General features: G+C 60.1%; 16 protein-coding genes. 5 read left to right on the plus strand and 11 right to left on the minus strand.

Annotated elements, in window-relative coordinates:
- Positions 1-132 precede the first annotated feature (132 nt).
- Entirely contained in the window at positions 133-360 is a 228-nt protein-coding gene (gene rpsU, locus ATU_RS18990) for a 30S ribosomal protein S21 (protein ID WP_006313768.1), read from the minus strand.
- 316 nt (positions 361-676) lie between these two features.
- On the opposite strand from rpsU, the gene ATU_RS18995 reads away from it, so the two are divergent.
- The 5 genes from ATU_RS18995 to ATU_RS19015 are packed head-to-tail and all read left to right on the plus strand — an operon-like array spanning position 677 to position 6,170.
- A complete protein-coding gene (locus tag ATU_RS18995) occupies positions 677-1,930 on the plus strand; it encodes a sarcosine oxidase subunit beta family protein (protein ID WP_003522141.1) in 1,254 nt (417 codons plus the stop codon).
- Positions 1,930-2,340: a hypothetical protein gene (locus tag ATU_RS19000; protein ID WP_006313769.1), complete on the plus strand. Its 411-nt coding sequence runs from the start codon at positions 1,930-1,932 to the stop codon at positions 2,338-2,340. The genes ATU_RS18995 and ATU_RS19000 overlap by 1 nt, the downstream gene beginning before the upstream one ends.
- A gap of 11 nt (positions 2,341-2,351) precedes the next feature.
- Entirely contained in the window at positions 2,352-2,666 is a 315-nt protein-coding gene (locus ATU_RS19005; protein WP_003508553.1) for a sarcosine oxidase subunit delta, read from the plus strand.
- Positions 2,663-5,623, plus strand: a complete 2,961-nt coding sequence (locus ATU_RS19010; RefSeq protein ID WP_010973540.1) for a sarcosine oxidase subunit alpha — start codon at positions 2,663-2,665, stop codon at positions 5,621-5,623. Before ATU_RS19005 ends, ATU_RS19010 begins: the two co-directional genes overlap by 4 nt.
- Complete coding sequence (locus tag ATU_RS19015; protein WP_010973541.1) at positions 5,616-6,170, plus strand: sarcosine oxidase subunit gamma; 555 nt, start codon at positions 5,616-5,618, stop codon at positions 6,168-6,170. Before ATU_RS19010 ends, ATU_RS19015 begins: the two co-directional genes overlap by 8 nt.
- Here the strand turns inward: ATU_RS19015 and ATU_RS19020 are convergent.
- The 10 genes from ATU_RS19020 to ATU_RS19065 form a co-directional block, all read right to left on the minus strand.
- On the minus strand, positions 6,167-7,207 hold the full coding sequence (locus ATU_RS19020) for a DUF2332 domain-containing protein (RefSeq protein WP_010973542.1): 1,041 nt from the start codon (positions 7,205-7,207) through the stop codon (positions 6,167-6,169). The genes ATU_RS19015 and ATU_RS19020 overlap by 4 nt on opposite strands.
- A gap of 22 nt (positions 7,208-7,229) precedes the next feature.
- Positions 7,230-7,718 (minus strand): MaoC family dehydratase, encoded by a 489-nt coding sequence (locus ATU_RS19025; protein ID WP_010973543.1) that lies wholly within the window; start codon positions 7,716-7,718, stop codon positions 7,230-7,232.
- A 54-nt stretch (positions 7,719-7,772) separates the two neighbouring features.
- Positions 7,773-9,728 (minus strand): glycogen debranching protein GlgX, encoded by a 1,956-nt coding sequence (glgX, locus tag ATU_RS19030; protein ID WP_010973544.1) that lies wholly within the window; start codon positions 9,726-9,728, stop codon positions 7,773-7,775.
- 104 nt (positions 9,729-9,832) lie between these two features.
- Entirely contained in the window at positions 9,833-11,461 is a 1,629-nt protein-coding gene (locus ATU_RS19035; protein WP_010973545.1) for an alpha-D-glucose phosphate-specific phosphoglucomutase, read from the minus strand.
- A gap of 4 nt (positions 11,462-11,465) precedes the next feature.
- Positions 11,466-12,908: a glycogen synthase GlgA gene (glgA, locus tag ATU_RS19040; protein ID WP_010973546.1), complete on the minus strand. Its 1,443-nt coding sequence runs from the start codon at positions 12,906-12,908 to the stop codon at positions 11,466-11,468.
- 5 nt (positions 12,909-12,913) lie between these two features.
- Positions 12,914-14,176 (minus strand): glucose-1-phosphate adenylyltransferase, encoded by a 1,263-nt coding sequence (glgC, locus tag ATU_RS19045; protein ID WP_006313778.1) that lies wholly within the window; start codon positions 14,174-14,176, stop codon positions 12,914-12,916.
- Between the two features lie 21 nt (positions 14,177-14,197).
- Positions 14,198-16,405: a 1,4-alpha-glucan branching protein GlgB gene (gene glgB, locus ATU_RS19050; RefSeq protein ID WP_006313779.1), complete on the minus strand. Its 2,208-nt coding sequence runs from the start codon at positions 16,403-16,405 to the stop codon at positions 14,198-14,200.
- A complete protein-coding gene (locus ATU_RS19055) occupies positions 16,405-18,867 on the minus strand; it encodes a glycogen/starch/alpha-glucan phosphorylase (RefSeq protein WP_010973547.1) in 2,463 nt (820 codons plus the stop codon). Before ATU_RS19055 ends, glgB begins: the two co-directional genes overlap by 1 nt.
- A 484-nt stretch (positions 18,868-19,351) precedes the next feature.
- A complete protein-coding gene (locus tag ATU_RS19060) occupies positions 19,352-20,122 on the minus strand; it encodes a class II glutamine amidotransferase (RefSeq protein WP_006313781.1) in 771 nt (256 codons plus the stop codon).
- Entirely contained in the window at positions 20,123-20,836 is a 714-nt protein-coding gene (locus tag ATU_RS19065; protein ID WP_010973549.1) for an aspartate/glutamate racemase family protein, read from the minus strand.
- Positions 20,837-20,850: the final 14 nt, after the last annotated feature.

Genomic DNA, 20,850 nt, shown 5'->3' on the forward strand with positions numbered 1-20,850 from the left:
GTGTGGGTTCCCTCGCAGGCCGGTCTCATAATCGTTGTCCCACGATTTGTCTCCGACCACAAACACAAAGAGCGGTGGCGAATTGATCGCCCCCGCCCAACAAGCATTCAAAAACGTCCAAAAGACGACCTATTAACGGCTCGCGCGCGGGGCCGCAATCAGACCTTCGCGCTGCGCACGCTTGCGTGCCAGCTTGCGAACGCGGCGAACGGCTTCAGCCTTTTCGCGGGCGCGCTTCTGGGAGGGCTTTTCGTAATAATCGCGCATCTTCATTTCACGGAAAATGCCTTCGCGCTGCATCTTTTTCTTCAGGGCGCGGAGCGCCTGATCAACGTTATTGTCGCGGACTAGTACCTGCACGTTAAACCCGTTCCTTTAGTTTGGTTATCTTGCTGTGCGAATAAAGGCATTCGCACGCAAACAAAAATGGTCCGTCCGGCTGGCGAGCCGGGCGATTGGTGTGGTGCAATATCAGATCATTTGCAGCAAGTCCAGCCGGTAGCGCATAATCCCCCTGCAAAATGCGGCGTGTCCCGCATTCTGACCGCAATGTCGAAACAAAATCATTGCGACGTCGCAAAATGAATATTGCCTCCCCTCCCGATTTGCCATGTGTATGATACGGGCCGGGACTATGTTTACGGCCTCTGGCCGGTTCTTGAGGAGCAGACTGCGAATGCGCAAATATTCCGTTTTTGCCGTGGCGCGTGAGGCGTTGCGGGGTCATAAAGGGTGGGATGCGCAATGGGCCTCGCCCGAGCCGCGCAAGGACTATGATGTCATCATCATCGGCGGCGGCGGCCACGGGTTGGGCGCTGCCTATTATCTGGCCAAGGAACACGGCATCACCAATGTCGCGGTTCTGGAAAAAGGCTGGCTTGGCGGCGGCAACACCGGCCGTAACACCACCATCATCCGCTCCAACTATCTCTATGAAGAGAGCATGGATATTTATGAGCATTCCCTGAAACTGTGGGAAGGCTTGAGCCAGGACCTCAATTACAACGTCATGTATTCGGCGCGTGGCGTGATGATGCTGTCGCACAATATTCATGATCGGCAATCCTTCAGCCGCCACATCAATGCCAACCGTCTTTATGGCATCGACAATGAGTGGCTGACGCCGGAGCAGGCAAAAGCCTATTGCCCGCCGCTCGATATATCAGGCAATGCGCGTTATCCCATCAATGGTGCTGCCCTTCAGCGCCGCGGCGGCACGGCGCGCCACGATGCGGTGGCATGGGGTTATGCGCGCGCGGCCTCGGACCGCGGCGTGCATATCATCCAGAACTGCGAGGTCACGGGCATTCGCCGCGGGCCTGACGGGGCTGTAACTGGCGTCGAGACCAATCGCGGTTTCATCGGCGCGAAGAAAATCGGCGTCTCCGCCGCTGGCCATTCCTCGGTCATCATGAAAATGGCTGATGTGCGCGTTCCCCTGCATTCCAATCCATTGCAGGCGCTGGTGTCAGAGCCGCTGAAGCCGATCTTCCCCTGCGTTGTCATGTCCAACACGGTACATGCCTATATTTCACAGTCCGACAAGGGCGAGCTGGTGATTGGTGCCGGCACGGACCAGTATAATTCCTATTCCCAGACCGGTGGTCTGCAGATCATCACCCATACGCTCGACGCCATCTGCGAGCTCTTCCCGATTTTCCGGCGTGTGAAGATGATGCGGCAATGGGGCGGCATCACCGACAACACACCTGATCGTTCCGCCATCCAGAGCGTGACGCCGGTGCCGAACCTCTTCGTTAATTGCGGCTGGGGTACGGGCGGCTTCAAGGCAACGCCGGGTTCGGCCAATCTCTTTGCGCATCTCATCGCCCGCGGTGAACCGCATCGTCTGGCGGCCGGCCTGACGCTCGACCGGTTCCGTACCGGCCGGCTTATCGACGAGGCTGCCGCTGCCGCGGTAGCGCATTGATGCTGGCGGCGGCCATGCTTGCGATCAACATATCCGGCGTGGCCGCGGCCGTGCCCGTCGGCAGCGTCATTCCCGAGGTACAGGATTTTCGCAGCCAGAAAATCCGGAAGATGCAGGGTGAGAAAGACTGGCCTTTCATGGCGGAAAAAGGCCTGCTTCTCTGTGCGCCAAGTCTGGCGGACAAGATGGTCTATTTTGTCGGCGAGAAGGAGGATGGCGAGCAGGACTACCCCTTCGCGATCGACACCGACATGATGGCGGTTGCCATCGTCAATATGGGCCGGGCCTCGGCGCTGCGTCCCTTCGATAATTTCGAGCAGCTTTTAAAGCGGCTTTCCCCTTTCGTAGCCATGGGAAAGCGGCTGTGTGACCAACCCGCCGGAACAGCACTTCCGGAAAACTCTCTCTAGGTGGAGCGACGATGCTTCTGATTCATTGCCCCTATTGCGGGGAAGACCGTTCCGAACTGGAATTCCGCTGGGCGGGCGAAGCCCATATCGCCCGGCCGGAAAACATCGCCGATATTTCCGACGAGGCCTTCGCGGAGTATTTCTTCATTCGCGACAACGACAAGGGCCTCGTTTTCGAGCGCTGGCGTCACATTCACGGCTGCGGCCGTTTCTTCAACGCCGCCCGCGATTCCGTCAGCGATAAATTCCTGATGACCTACAAGGCCGGCGAACCCAAACCGGATACTGAGACGGTCCTTTCCGCAGAAAAGGGAGCCGGACAATGAGCGGCGACTATCGTATCAAGGGCGCCGGTCGCCTCACCCCGGCCAGAACCGCGCGTTTCACCTTCGACGGCAAGATTTATCCGGCGCTGGAGGGCGATACCGTTGCGTCAGCGCTTCTGGCCAATGGCGTGCATCTGATCGGCCGCTCGTTCAAATATCACCGCCCGCGCGGTTTCCTGTCTGCCGGACCGGAGGAGCCGAACGCGCTGATTGACGTGTCGCGAGACAGCCTACGCAAGCAGCCCAATGTGCGCGCCACGGTGCAGGAGGTGTTCGACGGCGCCATCATTGCCTCGCAGAACCGTTTCCCGTCGCTGTCCTTTGATCTGAGCGCCGTCAACGACCTCCTGTCGCCGATGTTCGCGGCCGGTTTTTATTATAAGACCTTCATGTGGCCGAAGGCCGCCTGGCACAAGATTTACGAACCGCTGATCCGCCGCGCTGCCGGTCTCGGCAAGGCGCCGAGCGAACCGGATGCTGATCATTATTCCGGCCGTTATGCCCATTGCGACGTGTTGGTCGCCGGTGCCGGCGTTGCCGGCCTGACGGCGGCGCTGTCGGCGGCGAAAACAGGCGCCAGCGTCATTCTGGTGGATGAGAATGCCGAGATCGGCGGTGCGCTGCGCTTCGATACCGGCGCGGTGATCGACGGTCTGCCCGGTTACGAGTGGGCGCAGAAGGTTCTCGCCGAACTTCAGTCCATGTCGAATGTGCGGGTTCTGACGCGCACGACGGCCTTTGGTTATTACAACCACAATTTCGTGGCGCTGGCGGAGCGCGTCACCGATCATCTCGCCACGCCGGCCAGACACCAGCCGCGCGAGCGGCTGTGGCAGGTGCGCGCCAAAAAGGTGGTGTTGGCCGCTGGTGCAATCGAGCGCCACATGGTCTTTGCCAATAATGACCGGCCCGGGATCATGCTGGCTGCGGCTGCCCGCACCTATCTTAACCAGTACGGCGTGTCCGTTGGCCATAATGTCGGTGTCTATACGGCTCATGATTCGGCCTATGAGACAGCCTTCGACCTGAAAAAGGCCGGCGTGAAGATCGCCGCCATCGTCGATTGCCGCGAGAACCCGGACCAGCGCCTGCTGGACGAGGCACGGGCGCTCGGCATCGAAGTGCTGGCAGGCCACAGTGTTTACAACACCGCCGGCCGCCTGCGCGTGTCTTCCATGACCGTTGGCCGCAATGGCGGCTCCAACAAGCGCAAGATCGCCATAGACGCGCTTGTGGTTTCGGCGGGCTGGACGCCGTCCGTGCATCTCTTCTCACAATCGCGCGGCAAGCTGAAGTTTGACGCGGCTAACCAGCGTTTCCTGCCTGATATCCATGTGCAGAACTGCGTTTCCATTGGCGCCTGCAACGGCACGGACGATCTTGTCGCGATCATTGCCGAAGCGGCAGCTGCCGGCGGCGGTTCGGTGGCGTTTTCCGGCGAGAATGCAAGGGCCTGGACCGGTGGCATGATCGGTGCGGCCGAAGGGGCGGGTGAGGGCACCGGCGTCAAGGCCTTCATCGATTTCCAGCACGATGTCTGCGCCAAGGATATCCGCCTTGCCGTGCGCGAGGGCATGCATTCCGTCGAGCATATCAAGCGCTTCACCACCAATGGCATGGCGTCCGATCAGGGCAAGATGTCGAACATGCATGGCCTCGCCATCGCGTCGGAAGCGCTTGGCCGGGATTTGCCCAAGGTCGGTCTCACCACCTTCCGCCAGCCCTATACGCCGGTTACTTTCGGCACGCTCATCAACCATTCGCGCGGCGCGCTGTTCGACCCGACCCGCAAGACACCGATGCATGAGGAAGAACTGGCAGCCGGCGCGGTGTTCGAAGATGTCGGCAACTGGAAACGCGCCTGGTTCTTCCCGCGTGCGGGCGAGGACATGCATGAGGCGATCAACCGCGAATGCAAGACGGTGCGGACAAGCGTCGGCGTGTTCGATGCCTCCACACTCGGCAAGATTGAGGTGGTCGGTCCGGATGCGGCGAAGTTCCTGAACCTCATCTACACCAATGCCTGGGATACGCTGAAACCCGGCCGCTGCCGTTATGGCATCATGACCCGCGAAGACGGCTTCGTTTATGATGACGGCGTTGTCGGGCGTCTGGCCGAGGACCGCTTCCATGTGACGACGACGACAGGCGGTGCGCCGCGTGTGCTCCAGCACATGGAAGATTATCTTCAGACCGAATTCCCCGATCTCAATGTCTGGCTCACCTCGGCGACCGAACAATGGGCGGTCATTGCCGTGCAGGGGCCGAAGGCGCGCGAGGTGATCGCGCCCTTCGTCGAAGGTATCGATCTGTCGCCGGAAGCCTTCCCGCATATGGCGGTGGCCGAGGGCAAGTTCTGCGGTGTGCCGACGCGGCTTTTCCGCGTCTCTTTCACCGGCGAACTTGGTTTCGAAATCAATGTGCCGGCCGACTATGGCGCAGCCGTCTGGTCCGCGATCCGTGACAGGACGGAAGCCGTCGGCGGGTGCCTTTATGGCACCGAGACCATGCATATTCTGCGTGCGGAAAAGGGCTATATCATCGTCGGTCAGGATACGGATGGCACGGTGACACCTGACGATGCCGGGCTCGCCTGGGCCGTTTCCAAGAAGAAGACTGATTTCGTCGGCATTCGCGGCCTGAAACGCATTGACCTGACGCGCACCGGCCGCAAGCAGCTCGTCGGTTTGAAGACGAAGGACAGGCTGACCGTGCCCGACGAAGGCGGCCAGATCGTTACCGATCCGAACCAGCCGAAGCCGATGACCATGCTTGGCCATGTCACCTCCGCCTATTGGTCGGAAAATCTCGGCCACTCCATCGCTTTTGCGCTGGTGGCGGATGGCAGGGCGCGCATGGGCGAAACGCTCTATATTCCGCTTGCCGATAAAACCATTGCCGTCGAAGTGACCGACATGGTCTTCCTCGACAAGGAAGGAACCCGTCTCAATGGCTGACATGCTGCACGCAAAACGCAAATCCGTGCTCGAGGATTTCCACGGCGGTTCGCCGTTCGTTTCGCTGAAACCCGCCGCTTCCGCCTCGCGGCTGTCGTTGCGGGCGCGGGAAAGTGCCGTGCCGGCGCTTTCGGAAGCACTAGGCCTTGCGCTTCCCACCAGCCCGAAAGGCTCCGTCACATCAGGCCTGCGCTTTGCTCTGTGGCTCGGCCCGGATGAGTGGCTGGTGATCGATCAGGGCGAAAGCGACCTGATGGCGGCGCTTGCCGGCGTCTCCGGGCTGTTTTCCGCGACCGATGTTTCCCACCGCAACACAGCCGTCAACGTTTCTGGCGCGGGCGCGGAAGCCGCACTCAATGCCGGCTGCCCGCAGGACCTGTCTCAAGCGAGGTTCCCTGTCGGCGCCTGCTCGCGCACGGTTTTCGGCAAGGCGGAAGTGGTGCTGCTGCGCACGGCGGATGATACATTCCGGGTGGAATGCTGGCGTTCCTTCGCGGAATATGTCGGTGGGCTATTGCAGGAAGCGGCGGCCGACGTGGCGGTTTAGCCGCTCCAACCCCGCCATTCCACCCATTGTCCATGGAAATCGGCCCGGCCGATCTCCTGTTTATCGCCGGTGGGCCATATCTGCAGGGTAATTGCGGCACCGCCAGGTGTCGCATCCGCCTCCATTTGCAGGCGCGCAAGCGGGGCTTCCGGCGTGGCGCGGGCTCCGGCTTCAGCGATCAATGCCTCGCCCGCCTGTTTCAGGGCATCCGGCAGATATTGCCAGGCGATGGAGTGATAGACGACATGGGTCGCGCCAGTATGTTGCGTGGCAAGGCGGCGTTTCAGCCAGTCGACCGCATCGGCTTTCTCCACCTGCAGGCCGTTCTCCACCGCGATCCGTAAGGCAGCGGCAGTGCGCTCCAGCCTGTCGGTCTGGTCGGCCCAGATATAGGACATCAGCCGCAGGCGGTCCTCGGACGAAGAGGGATCGAGCGGATTGAGGTCGCATCCCGCACGCTCAATGACCTCGATCCGCCCATCCGGCGGGGTGCCGCCGCGCCATTCCGGCGACAGGAAGACATCGGATTGTTCGCCCCATGCAAAGTCGCCGAGACGATAGCGGTATCGGTCAAATTGCAGGTTGAGCCCGGCGCTCGCCCCCACCTCGGACAGCACGAGCGGCTTGCCGGTGCGCTCGGCTATCGAAAGAAAGCCCGGCAACAGCACGGCGGAACGGCGGACCTCGTTGGTCTGCGGCGGTGATTTCAGCGTTTCGAGGATAAAGACCTGATGGAACCGCAGGGCGCTGGCGCAGGCCTGCCACAGCGCCTCCTCGTCATCAGGCGGAATATCGACAAGTGGCGCGATCTTTTCTTGAATGGCGAGCGCGTGCAGCGCCCCCGCCAGCCGCAGGGGAACGGAATCACCGGAGGGGCCGACATCGCCGGGCCAGGACAGGATCGTCTCGCCCACCTCCGTCTGGCGGTCGAGCCTTGCGGCCACGGCGCGACAAAGCCGTGCGGTAAAGGGAGACCCGAGGCTGTCGCAAGCCTTTGCCTGAACGAGAAACGCATTCCTCACGGCTTCGTCATGCATGCGGTTTCTCCCTAGCCATATCTCAGGCGTCTTCTGGCCTGTCTTCCGGGTTGAACTGGCTGATGGTGGTCCAGCGGGCGGTGAGCGCCGGCTTTTTTTCGTTTTCGATGTCCACTGTCACATCATAGGTCGTCATCAGCATGGCCGCGCCGCGAAAACGCGCTTCCGCCAGCGTGAACCGGCCACGCACCCGCGCACCGCTTTTCACGGGGGTGACGAAACGGACGGTATCGAAGCCGTAATTGATGCCCATGGTTTGCTCGCGAATGCGGGGCAGCGCGTCGTAATTCAGCGCCGAAAGCAGCGAAAGCGTCAGGAACCCATGGGCAATCGTGCCGCCAAAAGGGCTTTCAGCACGGGCGCGCTCGGGGTCCATATGGATGAACTGTTCATCCAGTGTCGCTTTCCCGAAGGCATTAATCATCGTCTGGTCGACGGTGATCCAGTCGGAAACACCCATTTCCGTGCCGACGCGGCCCTTTATTTCCGCCAGCGCAATTTCTTTTGTCATGTTACCTCGTCCGCATTGTTTCCCACGATTTATACGGCTGGTGACGCGAAGGGATCAACCGCGCAGATAAAACACCACGGAACGGGCGGGCAGGAAGGCGGGATTGCCGAAATCCGTGCCGATGGAGCGCCAACCATCGCCCGGCAAGGTGAAGGGAACGATGTCACGGCCGCGATTGATGAGCACGGCAAGCTCGGTAGCTTTGCCGGTTTCCCGGTCCGGGGTGGAAAGCACCATGGCGAAGGCCTGCCCATCCGGCCTCTCCCAGTCAGCAACCGTCATCGGTTCGCCGCCCGGGGCAAGCCATGTCACGTCGCCCCTGCCGGAGAAGAAGCCACTCTCAGAAAACACACCGAAGCGCTTGCGCAGTGCGGCGAGAAACGCCGTGTGGTCGATCAACTCAGGGACAAGCGATGACCAGTCGACCCAGCTGATCTCATTGTCCTGGCAATAGGCATTGTTATTGCCCTGCTGGCTGCGGCCACCCTCGTCGCCCGCCGTCAACATCAGGGTGCCGCGGCTGACGAAAAGCGTGGAAAGCAGCGCTTTCACATCCGCAAGGCGGGCGGCGACAATGGCGGGATCATCGGTCAGGCCTTCAAAACCATTGTTCCAGGAATGGTTGTCATTGTGGCCGTCGCGATTGTTCTCGCCGTTCTTTTCATTGTGCTTGCGCTCATGGCTGACGAGATCGAACAGGGTGAAACCGTCATGGGCGGCAAGGAAATTGACGCTGCGACTTTTTAAGCGGCCATGGCGGGAAAAGATCGGCGAGGAGCCGGACAGCGCATTGGCAAGCGCCCCGGTCGTGCCGGCATCGCCACGCCAGAACCGGCGCATGTCATCGCGGGCGCGGTCGTTCCACTCCAGGAAACTCTCAGGGAAATTGCCGAGTTGATAACCGCCGGGGCCGATATCCCAGGGTTCGGCGATCAGCAGGCGGTCGTAAAGCACCGGGTCCGAATGCATGGCGGCCAGCGTCTCGCTCGCCATGTCGAAACCCGCGGCTGTTCTGCCGAGCACGGGCGCGAGATCGAAACGGAAGCCATCCACGCCGGCGTTGAGAACGAAATGCCGCAGCGAATCGACGATGAGCTGGCGGATATAGGGGTGGTCGCAGGCAACCGTATTGCCGGTGCCGGTATCGTTGACCAGCACGCCCGGCTTTCCCTGCGGGTGACGGAAAGCGGTGAGATTATCGAGGCCGCGCAGTGATAGAATCGAGCCTTCGATATCGCTTTCACCCGTATGGTTGAAGACCAGATCGAGAATGACGCCAATACCTTCCGCATGCAAAGCTGCAACGGTGTCGCGAAGTTCCCGCACACCGCCGGGGCAGAGGCGCGGATCGAGCGCGATGAAGCCGACCGGATTATAACCCCAGGCATTGGAAAGCCCGAGCGGCGGCAGGTGGCGTTCGTCGATCCAGGCGGTAATCGGCATCAATTCCACAGCATCGACGCCGATTTTTTTCAAATGCGCGAGAATGGCGGGATGCGCCAGTGCCGCGACGGTGCCCCTGATATCTTCAGGCACATAAGGATGCAGCTGGGTGAAGGATTTGACGGCAAGTTCGTAAATCAACCCGCCTTCGGCAAAACGAGGCGGCTGGCGCTTGACCGGGTCATGCGCGGAAAGGATCGCCTTCGGCATGATCGCGCCGGTTTCAGCGCCAAAGGCATAAAGCGAGGGATCGTGCCGGAAGGGGCGGTCGATCTCGGTGGCATAGGGGTCGAGCAGCAGCTTTGCAGGATCAAACCACAGGCCATGTTCGGGGGCGTAAATGCCGTGGGCACGGAAGCCGTATCGCGTGCCGGGCCCGGCATTCTCATGTGTGAGCCGATGAACGTCGTCTTCGCCGCGCATCATCGGCAGGCGCGCCGTCTCTTTCTCGCCAGCGTCATCGAACAGGCAGAGATCGATTTGCGAGGCGTGGCGGGAATAGACAGTGAACTCCACTCCGTTTTCCGTTCGGGTTGCGCCTTTGGGGAAAACGGGTGGTATCTGCATGGTCTGTCTCTCCGGAGAATGGTGTGCCTCCTCCAGATCGGAGAAAGCAGAGGCAAGGCCGAATGAGGGGCGCTTGCGCGTCCCTCATGAGCGGGCGGACGTTATCAGGTAATGACAGTCGGTTCGCTGCGGCCGGTATGGGCCTTGATGCCGGCGATGGTATCGGCAACGGAAATCAGATCGGCGAGCGCCGACTGCGTTTCGATGCCGTGGCGGGCCGCATCCGGCTCGTAACGCTCGACGTAGAGTCGAAGCGTCGCGCCCGCAGTACCGGTGCCGGAAAGGCGCAGCACGATGCGCGAGCCGCCTTCGAACAGGATGCGGATGCCCTGGTTCTTGCTGACAGACTGGTCGACCGGATCGTGATAGGCAAAATCATCCGCCGCCGCGACCTTCAGATTGCCGTAGCTGGTGCCGGGCAGTGTCGCGAGTTTTTCGCGCAGGATGGCCACCAGCGTATTGGCGGCATCCGAATCCACTTCCTCATAGTCGTGGCGCGAATAATAGTTGCGGCCATATTCCGCCCAGTGCTTGGTGACGATGTCCTTCACGCTTTCCTTGCGCGCCGCGACAATGTTCAGCCAGTAAAGCACGGCCCACAGGCCATCCTTTTCACGCACATGGTTCGAACCGGTGCCAAAGCTTTCCTCGCCGCAGATCGTCACCTTGCCGGCATCCATGAGATTGCCGAAGAATTTCCAGCCGGTCGGGGTTTCGTACATTCCAAGCCCGAGCTTTTCAGCGACGCGGTCGGCTGCCGCACTGGTCGGCATCGAGCGGGCGATGCCGGAAATGCCGGCGGCATAACCGGGCGCCAGCTTGGCATTGGCGGCGATGATCGCGAGACTATCGGAGGGAGTGACGAACATGCCCTTGCCGACAACCATATTGCGGTCGCCATCACCATCGGAAGCCGCGCCGAAATCCGGGCCTTCCGGGCTCATGACGTCGTCATAAAGCTCCTTGGCATGGACAAGGTTCGGATCGGGATGGTGGCCGCCGAAATCGGGCAGCGGTGTTGCGTTGCGGACGGAGCCCTTGGGAGCGCCGAGACGCTTTTCGAGGATCTCAACGGCATAGGGGCCGGTGACGGCGCTCATGGAATCGACGACGACCTTGAAGCCGCCGGCGATGAGAGAACGGATGGCGCCAAAATCGAACAGCTCTTCCATCAGCGCAGCATAATCGGCAACCGGATCGATAACGTCGACCGTTAGTTCATCCACCTTGAAGCTGCCGATCTTGTCGAGATCGATATCGGCTGCATCAGAGATTTTGTAGCTGTCGATGACCTTAGAGCGAGCATAGATCGCGTCGGTGATCTTTTCCGGTGCTGGGCCGCCATTGCCGATATTGTATTTGATGCCGAAATCTTCGGTCGGGCCGCCGGGATTATGGCTGGCGGAAAGCACGATGCCGCCGAAGGCCTTGTATTTGCGGATAACGTTGGAGGCGGCGGGCGTCGAGAGAATGCCGCCCTGACCGACCAGCACCTTGCCGAAACCGGCGGCGGCGGCCATTTTGATCGCCTTCTGGATGACTTCGCGGTTGTAATAACGGCCGTCGCCGCCGATCACCAGCGTCTGGCCCTCAAAACCTTCAAGCGCGTCGAAGATCGACTGGATGAAGTTCTCGGCATAATTTTCCTGGGCGAAGACTGGCACCTTCTTGCGCAGGCCGGATGTGCCCGGCTTCTGGTCCTGATAAGGCGTCGTCTTGATAGTCTTGATCATTGGTTCAATGGCCTTTCGAAATAAGCTGGCTATAAAGCGCGGCGTAGAGACCGGCGCTTTTTTCCCAGGAAACATCGGATTTCATTCCGAGTTTCTGCATTTGTGTCCACAGTTTCGGGTCGTGATAATAACGGACGGTCCGGCGGATCGCCTGTTTCAGACCGTCAAGTGTGACGGGTGAAAATTGTACGCCAGTTGCCGCCTTGCTGGCGAGGGCGGCATGGTTGGCGTCAATCACGGTGTCGGCAAGGCCGCCGGTGCGGGCGACGACCGGAATGCAGCCGTAACGCAACGCGTAAAGCTGGGTCAGGCCGCAGGGCTCGAAGCGAGAGGGAATGATGATCGCGTCGCAACCCGCCTGCATGAGATGCGACAGCGGCTCGTTGTAACCGATGGCAACACCGACGCGTCCATGGTGGCGGGATGCCGCCGCAAGAAGCGCGCCTTCCAGTGCCACATCGCCCGCGCCCAGCACGACCAGGCGGCCGCCGAGGGAAACGATCTCATCCACGGCTTCCGCCATGAGGTCGATGCCCTTCTGCCAGGTGAGGCGGGAGATGACGCAGAATAGCGGGCTGCCATCATCATCGATACGGAAATGTTCGGCGACCGCCTTCTTGTTCAGGGCACGGTTCTTGAGATTGGCGGCGGAATAATTGTCGTGGATCAGATGGTCGGTGGCCGGGTTCCAGACATCGGCGTCGATGCCGTTGACGATGCCGTGCAGCACATGGGCGCGGCTGCCGATCACCCCTTCAAGCCCCATGCCGAATTCCGCGGTCAGGATTTCTTCCGCATAGGATGGGCTGACCGTGCTGAGCGCGGTTGCCGTCTGCAAGCCGCCCTTGAGGAAGCTGACGTCGTTGTAATATTCGATGCCCTCCATGCCGAAGGCGTGGGCGGGCAGGGCAAGTTTGCTGAAGATGTTTGCGCCGAACTGGCCCTGAAAGGCAATGTTGTGGATGGTGAGAAGGCTCGGAATTTCCGGTGTTTCGGCGTAACGCATATAGACAGGCGTCATGGCGGCCTGCCAGTCATGCGCGTGCACCATATCCGGCCGCCAGCCGGGGAGCACACCGGCGCCGATCCGCGCCGCCGCCAGTGACAGCGCCGCAAAACGCTTCCAGTTATCAGGATAATCCTTGCCGGTCTGGCCGAGATAGGGGCCGCCGGAACGCTCGTAATAGGCGGGCGCGTCGAGGATCAAAAGGTCTAGCCTCTCGTGTTGGACTTCGAGCAGATCGGCCTTTTCGCCAAGCAGGTCGGTGAACTCAAAACATTTGACGGGGTCCGTCACGGCGGCTTTCACCGCCGGATAGCCGGGTATCAATGTCCGCGTTCTGACGCCATGGGCTTCGAGCGCGATGGGGAGCGCGCCGACAACGTCGGCGAGCCCTCCGGTCTTGATCAGGGGATAAATTTCGGATGAAACCGAAAGGACATTCATGGGCTCTACAGGTCCAGCTTGTCGATCATCGATTGGGTGATAAGGCAGATGCCGCTTTCCGTGCGGCGGAAGCGTTTGGCATCCAGTTCGGGGTCTTCTCCTACAATCAGTCCTTCCGGAATGACCACGCCATGGTCGATGACGACATTGCTGAGCTGAGCATGACGCCCGATCTTCACACTCGGCAGTACTACGGCATTCTCAAGGCGGGAGTATGAATTGGCGCGCACGCCTGTGAACAGCAGGCTGCGGTTGAGCGCTGCACCGGAAATGATGCAGTCGCCCGAGACGACCGACGATACGGCCGAACCACGGCGATCTTCATCGTCATGCACGAATTTCGCCGGCGGGGTGATTTCCGCATAGGTCCAGATCGGCCAGGACTTGTCGTAGATATCGAGGTCCGGCACCACATCCGTGAGGTCGATATTGGCCTGCCAATAGGCATCGATGGTGCCGACGTCTCGCCAGTAGGGTTCGTGCTCGAAATCCGAACGCACGCAGGAATCAGCGAAGCGGTGCGCAACGGCTTTACCGTGTTCGACGATATAGGGAATGATGTCCTTGCCGAAGTCGCGGCTGGAGGTCGGATCGGCGGCATCGCGGCGCAGCGCTTCCATCAGGAACTTCGTGTGGAAGACGTAGATGCCCATCGAGGCGAGCGCAAAACCTTCATTGCCGGGAATGCCGGGCGGATCGGCCGGCTTTTCGATGAAGTCGATGATCTCGTCTTTTTCGTTCACATGCATCACGCCGAAGCCGGTCGCTTCCATGCGCGGCACTTCAAGGCAGCCGATCGTGACGTCGGCACCGGAATCCACATGCTGTTGCAGCATGTATTCGTAGTCCATTTTGTAAATATGGTCGCCGGCCAGAATGACCATATATTCCGGGGCATAGGGCTCGATGATGTCGATGTTCTGGTAAACCGCGTCGGCGGTGCCTTCGTACCATTGCGTTTCGGACACGCGCTGCGAAGCCGGCAGAATGTCGAAGCTTTCGTTACGCTCGGGACGGAAGAAGTCCCAGCCGCGTTGCAGGTGGCGGATGAGGGAGTGAGCCTTATATTGCGTGGCGACGCCGATGCGGCGGATGCCGGAATTGAGCGCGTTGGAAAGCGCAAAATCGATGATGCGCGCCTTGCCGCCAAAATAAACCGCGGGTTTTGCCCGGCGGTCCGTCAGTTCCTTCAGACGGCTTCCTCTTCCGCCTGCGAGGACATAGGCCATTGCATCACGCGCCAAAGGCTGAACTCTTTTTTCCGACATGGTGTCCTCCCTCTCTGTCTGTCAGTTTTCCGGTTCGAGCATGATCGTGGCAAGCGGCGGCAGGACGAGCATCGCCCCGATTTCTCCGCCGGCATCGACCGCCTGAACGCGTCCGCCATTTCCCTTGCCGCTGCCGCCATAAATTTCGGCATCGGTGTTGAGAATCTCCCTCCACCGCCCCGCAACAGGGAGCGGCACATAATAGTTCTCCCGGTAGACCGGGGTGAGATTGCAGATGACCGCCACCGGTTTTTCACCAGGCGCCGTGCGCAGCCAGGCGAAGACGGAATTCTCGTGATCATCGACGACAAGCCAGCGGAAGCCGTCGGGTTCGCAGTCACGGGCGTGCAGGGCGGCTTTGGATCGATAGGTGAGGTTGAGATCGCGCACGAGGCGGCGCATGCCTTCATGCATCGGATATTGGCGAAGGTTCCAGTCGAGCGATCCCTTTTCGCTCCATTCGCTCCACTGGGCGAACTCCTGCCCCATGAACAGCAGCTTCTTGCCGGGATAACCCCACATGAAGCCGTAATAGGACCGGAGATTGGCGAATTTCTGCCAGTCGTCGCCGGACATCTTGGCGATCAGCGATCCCTTGCCGTGCACCACCTCGTCATGGGAAAGCGGCAGCACGAAATTTTCGGTGAAGGCGTAAAGCAACCCGAAGGTCAGTTCCTGATGGTGGAATTTGCGGTGCACCGGCTCACGCGAGAAATAACTCAGCGTGTCGTGCATGAAGCCCATGTTCCATTTGAAGCCGAAACCAAGCCCGCCCTCGTGAACCGGCTGGGACACTTTCGGCCAGGAGGTGGATTCCTCTGCAATCGTCATGACGCCCGGATGAGTGCCGTAGACCAGGGAATTCATCTTCTGCAGGAAACGAACGGATTCGAGGTTTTCGCGCCCGCCATATTCGTTGGGGATCCACTCGCCTTCCTTGCGGGAATAATCGAGATAGAGCATCGAGGCGACTGCATCGACACGCAGGCCGTCGAGATGGAATTTCTCGGCCCAATAAAGCGCATTGTTGATGAGGTAGGACATCACCTCGATGCGGCCGAAATTATAGATGGCCGTGTTCCAGTCGGGATGAAAACCCTGACGCGGATCGGCATGTTCGTAAAGCGCCGTGCCGTCGAACCAGCGCAGCCCGTGCTCGTCGGTGGGGAAGTGCGCGGGAACCCAGTCCAGCAGAACACCTATGCCGACCTTGTGGGCGCCATTGACGAAACGCGCAAAACCTTCCGGATCGCCGAAACGGGCGGTCGGGGCGTAAAGGCCGGTCGTCTGGTAACCCCAGGAGGGATCATAGGGATGTTCGGTAATCGGCAGGAACTCGATATGAGTGAAGCCCATATCCGTGCAATAGGGAATGAGTTGCGCGGCCAGCTCGTCCCAGCTGAGGAAAGTGCCGTCCTCGCGGCGCTGCCAGGAACCGGCATGCACCTCATAGATGCTGATCGGCTGGCGGCGCTGGTCCACCTGTGCCCAATGTTCGCGATGGGCCTGGTCTTCCCATTTCTGCGTCAATTCCGGCGCAGTGACGGAAGCGTTCTTCGGCCGCAATTCACCGCGCCGCGCATAGGGGTCGGCCTTAAGCGGCAGAAGCTCGCCGTTCGCACCGAGGATTTCGAATTTGTAGGCGCAGCCGGCATAGACGTCAGGCGCGAAGATTTCCCAGATGCCGGTATCCTTGCGGAAGCGCATCACATGCCGGCGACCGTCCCAATTGTTGAAATCGCCGACCACGGAAACGCGCCGCGCATTGGGAGCCCAGACGGCGAAGTGGAAACCTTCGACGCCCTCGAGCTTCAGCGGATGCGCGCCCATCCTGTCGAATAGCCGCAGATGCGAGCCCTCGCGTACGAAATAATCGTCCATGGGGCCAAGAACCGGGCCGAAGCTGTAAGGGTCGGTAACCGCCCATTCGGCATCATCGCGACAGGCGCGGTAACGCACCGGCTGGCGCTTTGAAAGATCGATCCGGCCTTCGAAAAAACCGTCCGGATCGATCTGCTTTAATTCGCCCACGAAATTTCCGTCCAGCGTCAGGACGGAAACCTCCTCGGCACCGGGAATGAAACAGCGGGCGGAAAACCCTTCCGGCGTTTCGTGAACGCCGAGAAGGGCAAAGGGATTGGAGTGCAAACCGCTCTTGATCGCCTCGATTTCAGCCTTCGTGATGTCGCCAGTCTTTTTCTCTTCGGCCGAATTGAGCGGTTTTTTCATCAGGCTCTCCAGATCTCGGTGGCATATTGGCGGATCGTCCTGTCGGACGAGAACCAGCCCATACGCGCCGTGTTGCGCACTGCTTTCGTGTTCCAGCTATCCTGATCGCTCCAGATCGCGTCCACCTTGCGCTGTGCATCGGCATAGGCGTCGAAATCGGCAGCCACCATGAACCAGTCGCTGTTGTAGATGCCATCCATCAGGGCGGAAAACCGCGAACGGTCATCCGGTGAAAACACACCCGACGCGATTGATGACAGCGCCTGCGACAATTCCGCAGACCCTTCGATGATGGCGCGGGGATTATGGCCTTCGGCGCGAGCCCTGGAGACTTCTTCCGCCGTCATGCCGAAGATGACGATGTTGTCAGCGCCGACATGTTCGAGCATTTCCACATTCGCGCCATCGAGCGTGCCGATGGTGAGCGCGCCGTTCAGGGCAAATTTCATGTTGCCGGTGCCGGACGCTTCCATGCCGGCGGTCGAAATCTGTTCGGAAAGATCGGCGGCGGGAACCATGATTTCCGCAAGCGAGACGTTGTAGTTCGGAATAAACACCACCTTCAGAAGCCCGCGCACGGCCGGGTCGTTGTTGATGACCCGGGCAATATCGTTGGCAAGCTTGATGATCAGCTTCGCGTTGTGATAACTCGGCGCCGCCTTGCCTGCGAAGAACTTAACGCGCGGCACCCAATCCAGTTCCGGGTGGGAACGGATCTGGTCGTAAAGCGCCACCGTTTCGATAAGGTTCAGAAGCTGGCGCTTATATTCGTGGATGCGCTTGATCTGGATGTCGAACATGGCCGAAGGATCGACGCGGATGCCCATGCGCTGTGCCACGGTGTTGGCGAGGCGCACCTTGTTCAGGCGCTTCACTTCAGCGAATTTCTCACGGAAACCGGCATCGTCGGCGAAACGGTCGAGCGCGATGAGCTTTTCCGCATCGTCGAGGAAATCGTCGCCGATCGCTTCCCGGATCAACCCGGTGAGGCCGGGGTTGCACTGCATCAGCCAGCGGCGCGGGGTGATGCCGTTGGTCTTGTTGTTGATCCGTTCAGGATAGAGGCTGTGCAGGTCGGCAAAAACCGTTTCCTTCATCAACTCAGTATGAAGCGCCGAAACGCCATTGATGGAATGCGAGCCGATGAAAGCGAGATTGCCCATGCGCACACGGCGCTCGCCGCCTTCATCGATCAGCGAGATCGAGCGGATCTGCTGATCCGCCATCTTCTTTTCCTTGCGGGCAAAGAGCAGCGTATTGGCGTTGATCGCGTAGACGATCTGCATATGTCTTGGAAGAAGACGCTCGAGCAGCGGCACCGGCCAGCTTTCCAGCGCTTCGGGCAGAAGCGTGTGGTTGGTGTAGGAGAAGGTGCCCTGGGTGATCCTCCAGGCCTCGTCGAATTCAAGACCGTGCACATCGCAGAGCAGCCGTATCATTTCACAGATGGAAATGGCCGGATGGGTATCGTTGAGCTGAATCGAGACCTTGTCCGGCAACGAGGTGAAGTCAGGATATTGCTGGAGATGGCGGCGCAGAATGTCCTGCAGCGAGGCGGAGGAGAAGAAGAACTCTTGCCGCAGGCGCAGTTCCTGCCCGGCCGGGGTCGCGTCCGCAGGGTAGAGAACCCGCGTCAGGCTTTCCGCCTTGTTGCTCTCGCGCAATGCGCCGATATGGTCGCCGGCATTAAAGGCGGCCAAGAGAATGGGGTCGATAGGCTGCGCAGACCATAACCGCAACGTGTTGACGCGGGTGCCGCGCCAGCCGACGACCGGGGTGTCATAGGCCATGGCGATCACACGTTCGGCCGGTTTCCAGACGAAACGCTGCGGGTCTTCATATCCGCCGATCGTCTCCACCGATCCGCCGAAGCCGATTTCATAGGAGCTTTCGCGGCGTTCGAACTCCCAGGGATTGCCATGCGCCAGCCAGGTTTCCGGCAGTTCCACCTGCCATCCATCCGCCATCTGCTGGCGGAAGAGGCCGTGCACGTAACGGATGCCATAACCATAGGCGGGAATGTCGACGGTCGCCATGGATTCCATGAAACAGGCGGCGAGGCGGCCGAGGCCGCCATTGCCAAGTGCGGCATCCGGCTCAAGACCGGCAATCACGTCGAGATCGACGCCGAGCGAGGACAGCGCATCGCGGATTTCATGCATCAGCCCGATATTGGAGATGGCGTCGCGCATCAGGCGGCCGATCAGGAATTCCAGCGACAGATAATAAACGCGCTTGGAATTGTCGGCATAGGCCTTGCGGGTGGATGCCATCCATTTGTCGATGATGCGGTCGCGCACGACGAGGATGGTTGCGGTCAGCCAGTCGTGCGGTTTCGCAACCTTGACGTCCTTGCCGATGCGGTAGGTCAGTCGCTCGATGATTTCCGCGGCCATGATTTCCGGGTTGGAACTGCGCGGGGCGGGGCGGGGAAGATCGGCGGCGGTAAGATTATTGATCATTGGTCGGTCAGCACCTTGGTGGGAGGAGAGGGTCTGAGAGGTCGATCCGTGTTGCCTTTGCTGATGCCAGTTTATGCATCGATATGGAGGTGTGGCAACAGCAATTTTTACGGAAAGTTGAACGGCTTAGGATTATGAAAAATAAGACTTTTTCTTCCGCGTCCCAAGGATCGCCGAAGGCATTGCCGGCCCTTTATCCGCCGTTACCGAAAAGGTTCGCGTGGTCGTTGCGATGCCGGGCATCGTTCAAAAAAGGGAAAGAGGCTGCAACACTTTATAAATGGTTCACCGGTCCTGAAATCTGTTTCGCTCAATTATCATGTTTAAACACCGGGTCGAAAACCGCGCATGGGTTCCGGCCTGATGCCCTGAACCACACACTAGCCTTCGCGGCTGCAAAAATTCAATGAAAATAAATGGGTGTTCGCCGCAGCCGCACCGATCCCCGGCGGCTGCTGCGCGAAACCGGGCGATATTAACGTGTTCACCCCAGGCAAAAAGGCTGCGCCACCATTTCGCCTGCGCGGATCGTCACGCTGGTGTTGGGTGGAACGGCGCACCAGGGAGTGCAATCGAAGGAAAAGGGTTCGGAACTCAACGCAATGCCCTCTTCCAACCCGCGCCAGTAGAGGGTCGGTGGTTTGTCGTCGCTCGACCAGCGGAAGGCATGCACGCAATCGCCATCCATCAGCACCGCGCTGAAGCGCAGAGCCGAAGACACGCCCGCCGCAACCATCTTTTCCTGGCAGAGGCGCAGCGCGGTAGAAATGGCGCGAACCGGATCCGCATCGAGACCAAGGCCGGCGGCAATCAGGAAAATGGCTTCGCTGTCGCCGGTGCCGCGCCGGGATGCGTAGATATCGTCCGGGATAAGGGAATCGATGTCGCGCCGGATCTGCTCGTAACCGCCGATCTGGCCGTTATGCATGAACAGATATTGGCCATGCGCAAAGGGATGGCAATTGGCACGGGATACCTCGCCTGACGTGGCGGAGCGGACATGGGCCATGAACATGCCGGAGCGCAATTGCTGGCAGAGCGCGGCCAGATTGGCATCGGACCAGGCGGGCCGGGTGTCGCGAAAGACGCCGGGCGTTCCCCGTTCGCCATACCAGCCAAGGCCGCAGCCATCGCCGTTGACGACGGTTTTTGCTTCCCGTGCGGCCATGGACTGGCTTACCAATGATGCTTCCGGCTCGATCAGCAGGCTGTCGAGCCAGACAGGTTTACCGGAATAGGCAAAAAGGCGGCACATTCATGCGGCTCTGTCGAATGCCTTGTCTCCGAGCGCGAAGTCGACGGCGGCCTTCGCGTGAATGGCGGTCGAATCATACCCCGGCAGCGGCAGCGTATCGGGATCGATCAGCAGGGAAATTTCCGTGCAGCCGAGAATGACGGAATCGACGCCCAGTGCACGGGCCTTTTCGATGACGGCAAGGTAGCGTTCGCGCGAGCAGGACTTGATTTCGCCCTGGCACAGTTCGCCGAAAATGATGTCATGGATCGCAGCGCGGTCGTCCGCTTCGGGCACGACCACGTCCACACCATGCTGGCGCATCCGGTCGGTATAGAAGCCATGTTCCATCGTGTAGCGGGTGGCGAGCAGCAGCGGCTTGCGACGCCCGTCCGCCTTCAGGGCGGCCGCCGTTTCGTCGATGATGTCGATCAGGGCGACGCCCGACATTTTCTCAACCGTGTCCGCAACGAGATGCATGGTGTTGGTGCAGATCAGCACACAATCGGCACCGGCATTGGCAAGGCGCGCACCGGCAGCGCCCAGCAGCGCGCCCGCTTCATCCCAGCGGTCAGCCTTCTGAAGGGCGACAACCTCGGAAAAATCGAGCGAATGCATGATGATATCGGCCGAGACCAGACCGCCGCGGCTGTCGCGCACGGCCTCGTTGATCATGCGGTAATAGGTTGCGGTGGATTCCCAGCTCATGCCGCCGATCAGGCCGATGCGTTTCATAAGTTTCCCCTTAT

Source organism: Agrobacterium fabrum str. C58, assembly GCF_000092025.1.
Classification (GTDB): domain Bacteria; phylum Pseudomonadota; class Alphaproteobacteria; order Rhizobiales; family Rhizobiaceae; genus Agrobacterium; species Agrobacterium fabrum.

Bases quoted from the DNA above. Each gene is read 5' to 3' on its own strand.
- ATU_RS19055 (WP_010973547.1), bottom strand. From the start codon at position 18,867: ATGATCAATAATCTTACCGCCGCCGATCTTCCCCGCCCCGCCCCGCGC.
- ATU_RS19025 (WP_010973543.1), bottom strand. From the start codon at position 7,718: ATGACAAAAGAAATTGCGCTGGCGGAAATAAAGGGCCGCGTCGGCACG.
- ATU_RS19035 (WP_010973545.1), bottom strand. From the start codon at position 11,461: ATGATCAAGACTATCAAGACGACGCCTTATCAGGACCAGAAGCCGGGC.
- glgC (WP_006313778.1), bottom strand. From the start codon at position 14,176: ATGTCGGAAAAAAGAGTTCAGCCTTTGGCGCGTGATGCAATGGCCTAT.
- ATU_RS18995 (WP_003522141.1), top strand. From the start codon at position 677: ATGCGCAAATATTCCGTTTTTGCCGTGGCGCGTGAGGCGTTGCGGGGT.
- glgB (WP_006313779.1), bottom strand. From the start codon at position 16,405: ATGAAAAAACCGCTCAATTCGGCCGAAGAGAAAAAGACTGGCGACATC.
- ATU_RS19005 (WP_003508553.1), top strand. From the start codon at position 2,352: ATGCTTCTGATTCATTGCCCCTATTGCGGGGAAGACCGTTCCGAACTG.
- ATU_RS19010 (WP_010973540.1), top strand. From the start codon at position 2,663: ATGAGCGGCGACTATCGTATCAAGGGCGCCGGTCGCCTCACCCCGGCC.
- ATU_RS19065 (WP_010973549.1), bottom strand. From the start codon at position 20,836: ATGAAACGCATCGGCCTGATCGGCGGCATGAGCTGGGAATCCACCGCA.
- ATU_RS19000 (WP_006313769.1), top strand. From the start codon at position 1,930: ATGCTGGCGGCGGCCATGCTTGCGATCAACATATCCGGCGTGGCCGCG.
- ATU_RS19015 (WP_010973541.1), top strand. From the start codon at position 5,616: ATGGCTGACATGCTGCACGCAAAACGCAAATCCGTGCTCGAGGATTTC.
- glgA (WP_010973546.1), bottom strand. From the start codon at position 12,908: ATGAATGTCCTTTCGGTTTCATCCGAAATTTATCCCCTGATCAAGACC.
- glgX (WP_010973544.1), bottom strand. From the start codon at position 9,728: ATGCAGATACCACCCGTTTTCCCCAAAGGCGCAACCCGAACGGAAAAC.
- ATU_RS19020 (WP_010973542.1), bottom strand. From the start codon at position 7,207: ATGCATGACGAAGCCGTGAGGAATGCGTTTCTCGTTCAGGCAAAGGCT.
- ATU_RS19060 (WP_006313781.1), bottom strand. From the start codon at position 20,122: ATGTGCCGCCTTTTTGCCTATTCCGGTAAACCTGTCTGGCTCGACAGC.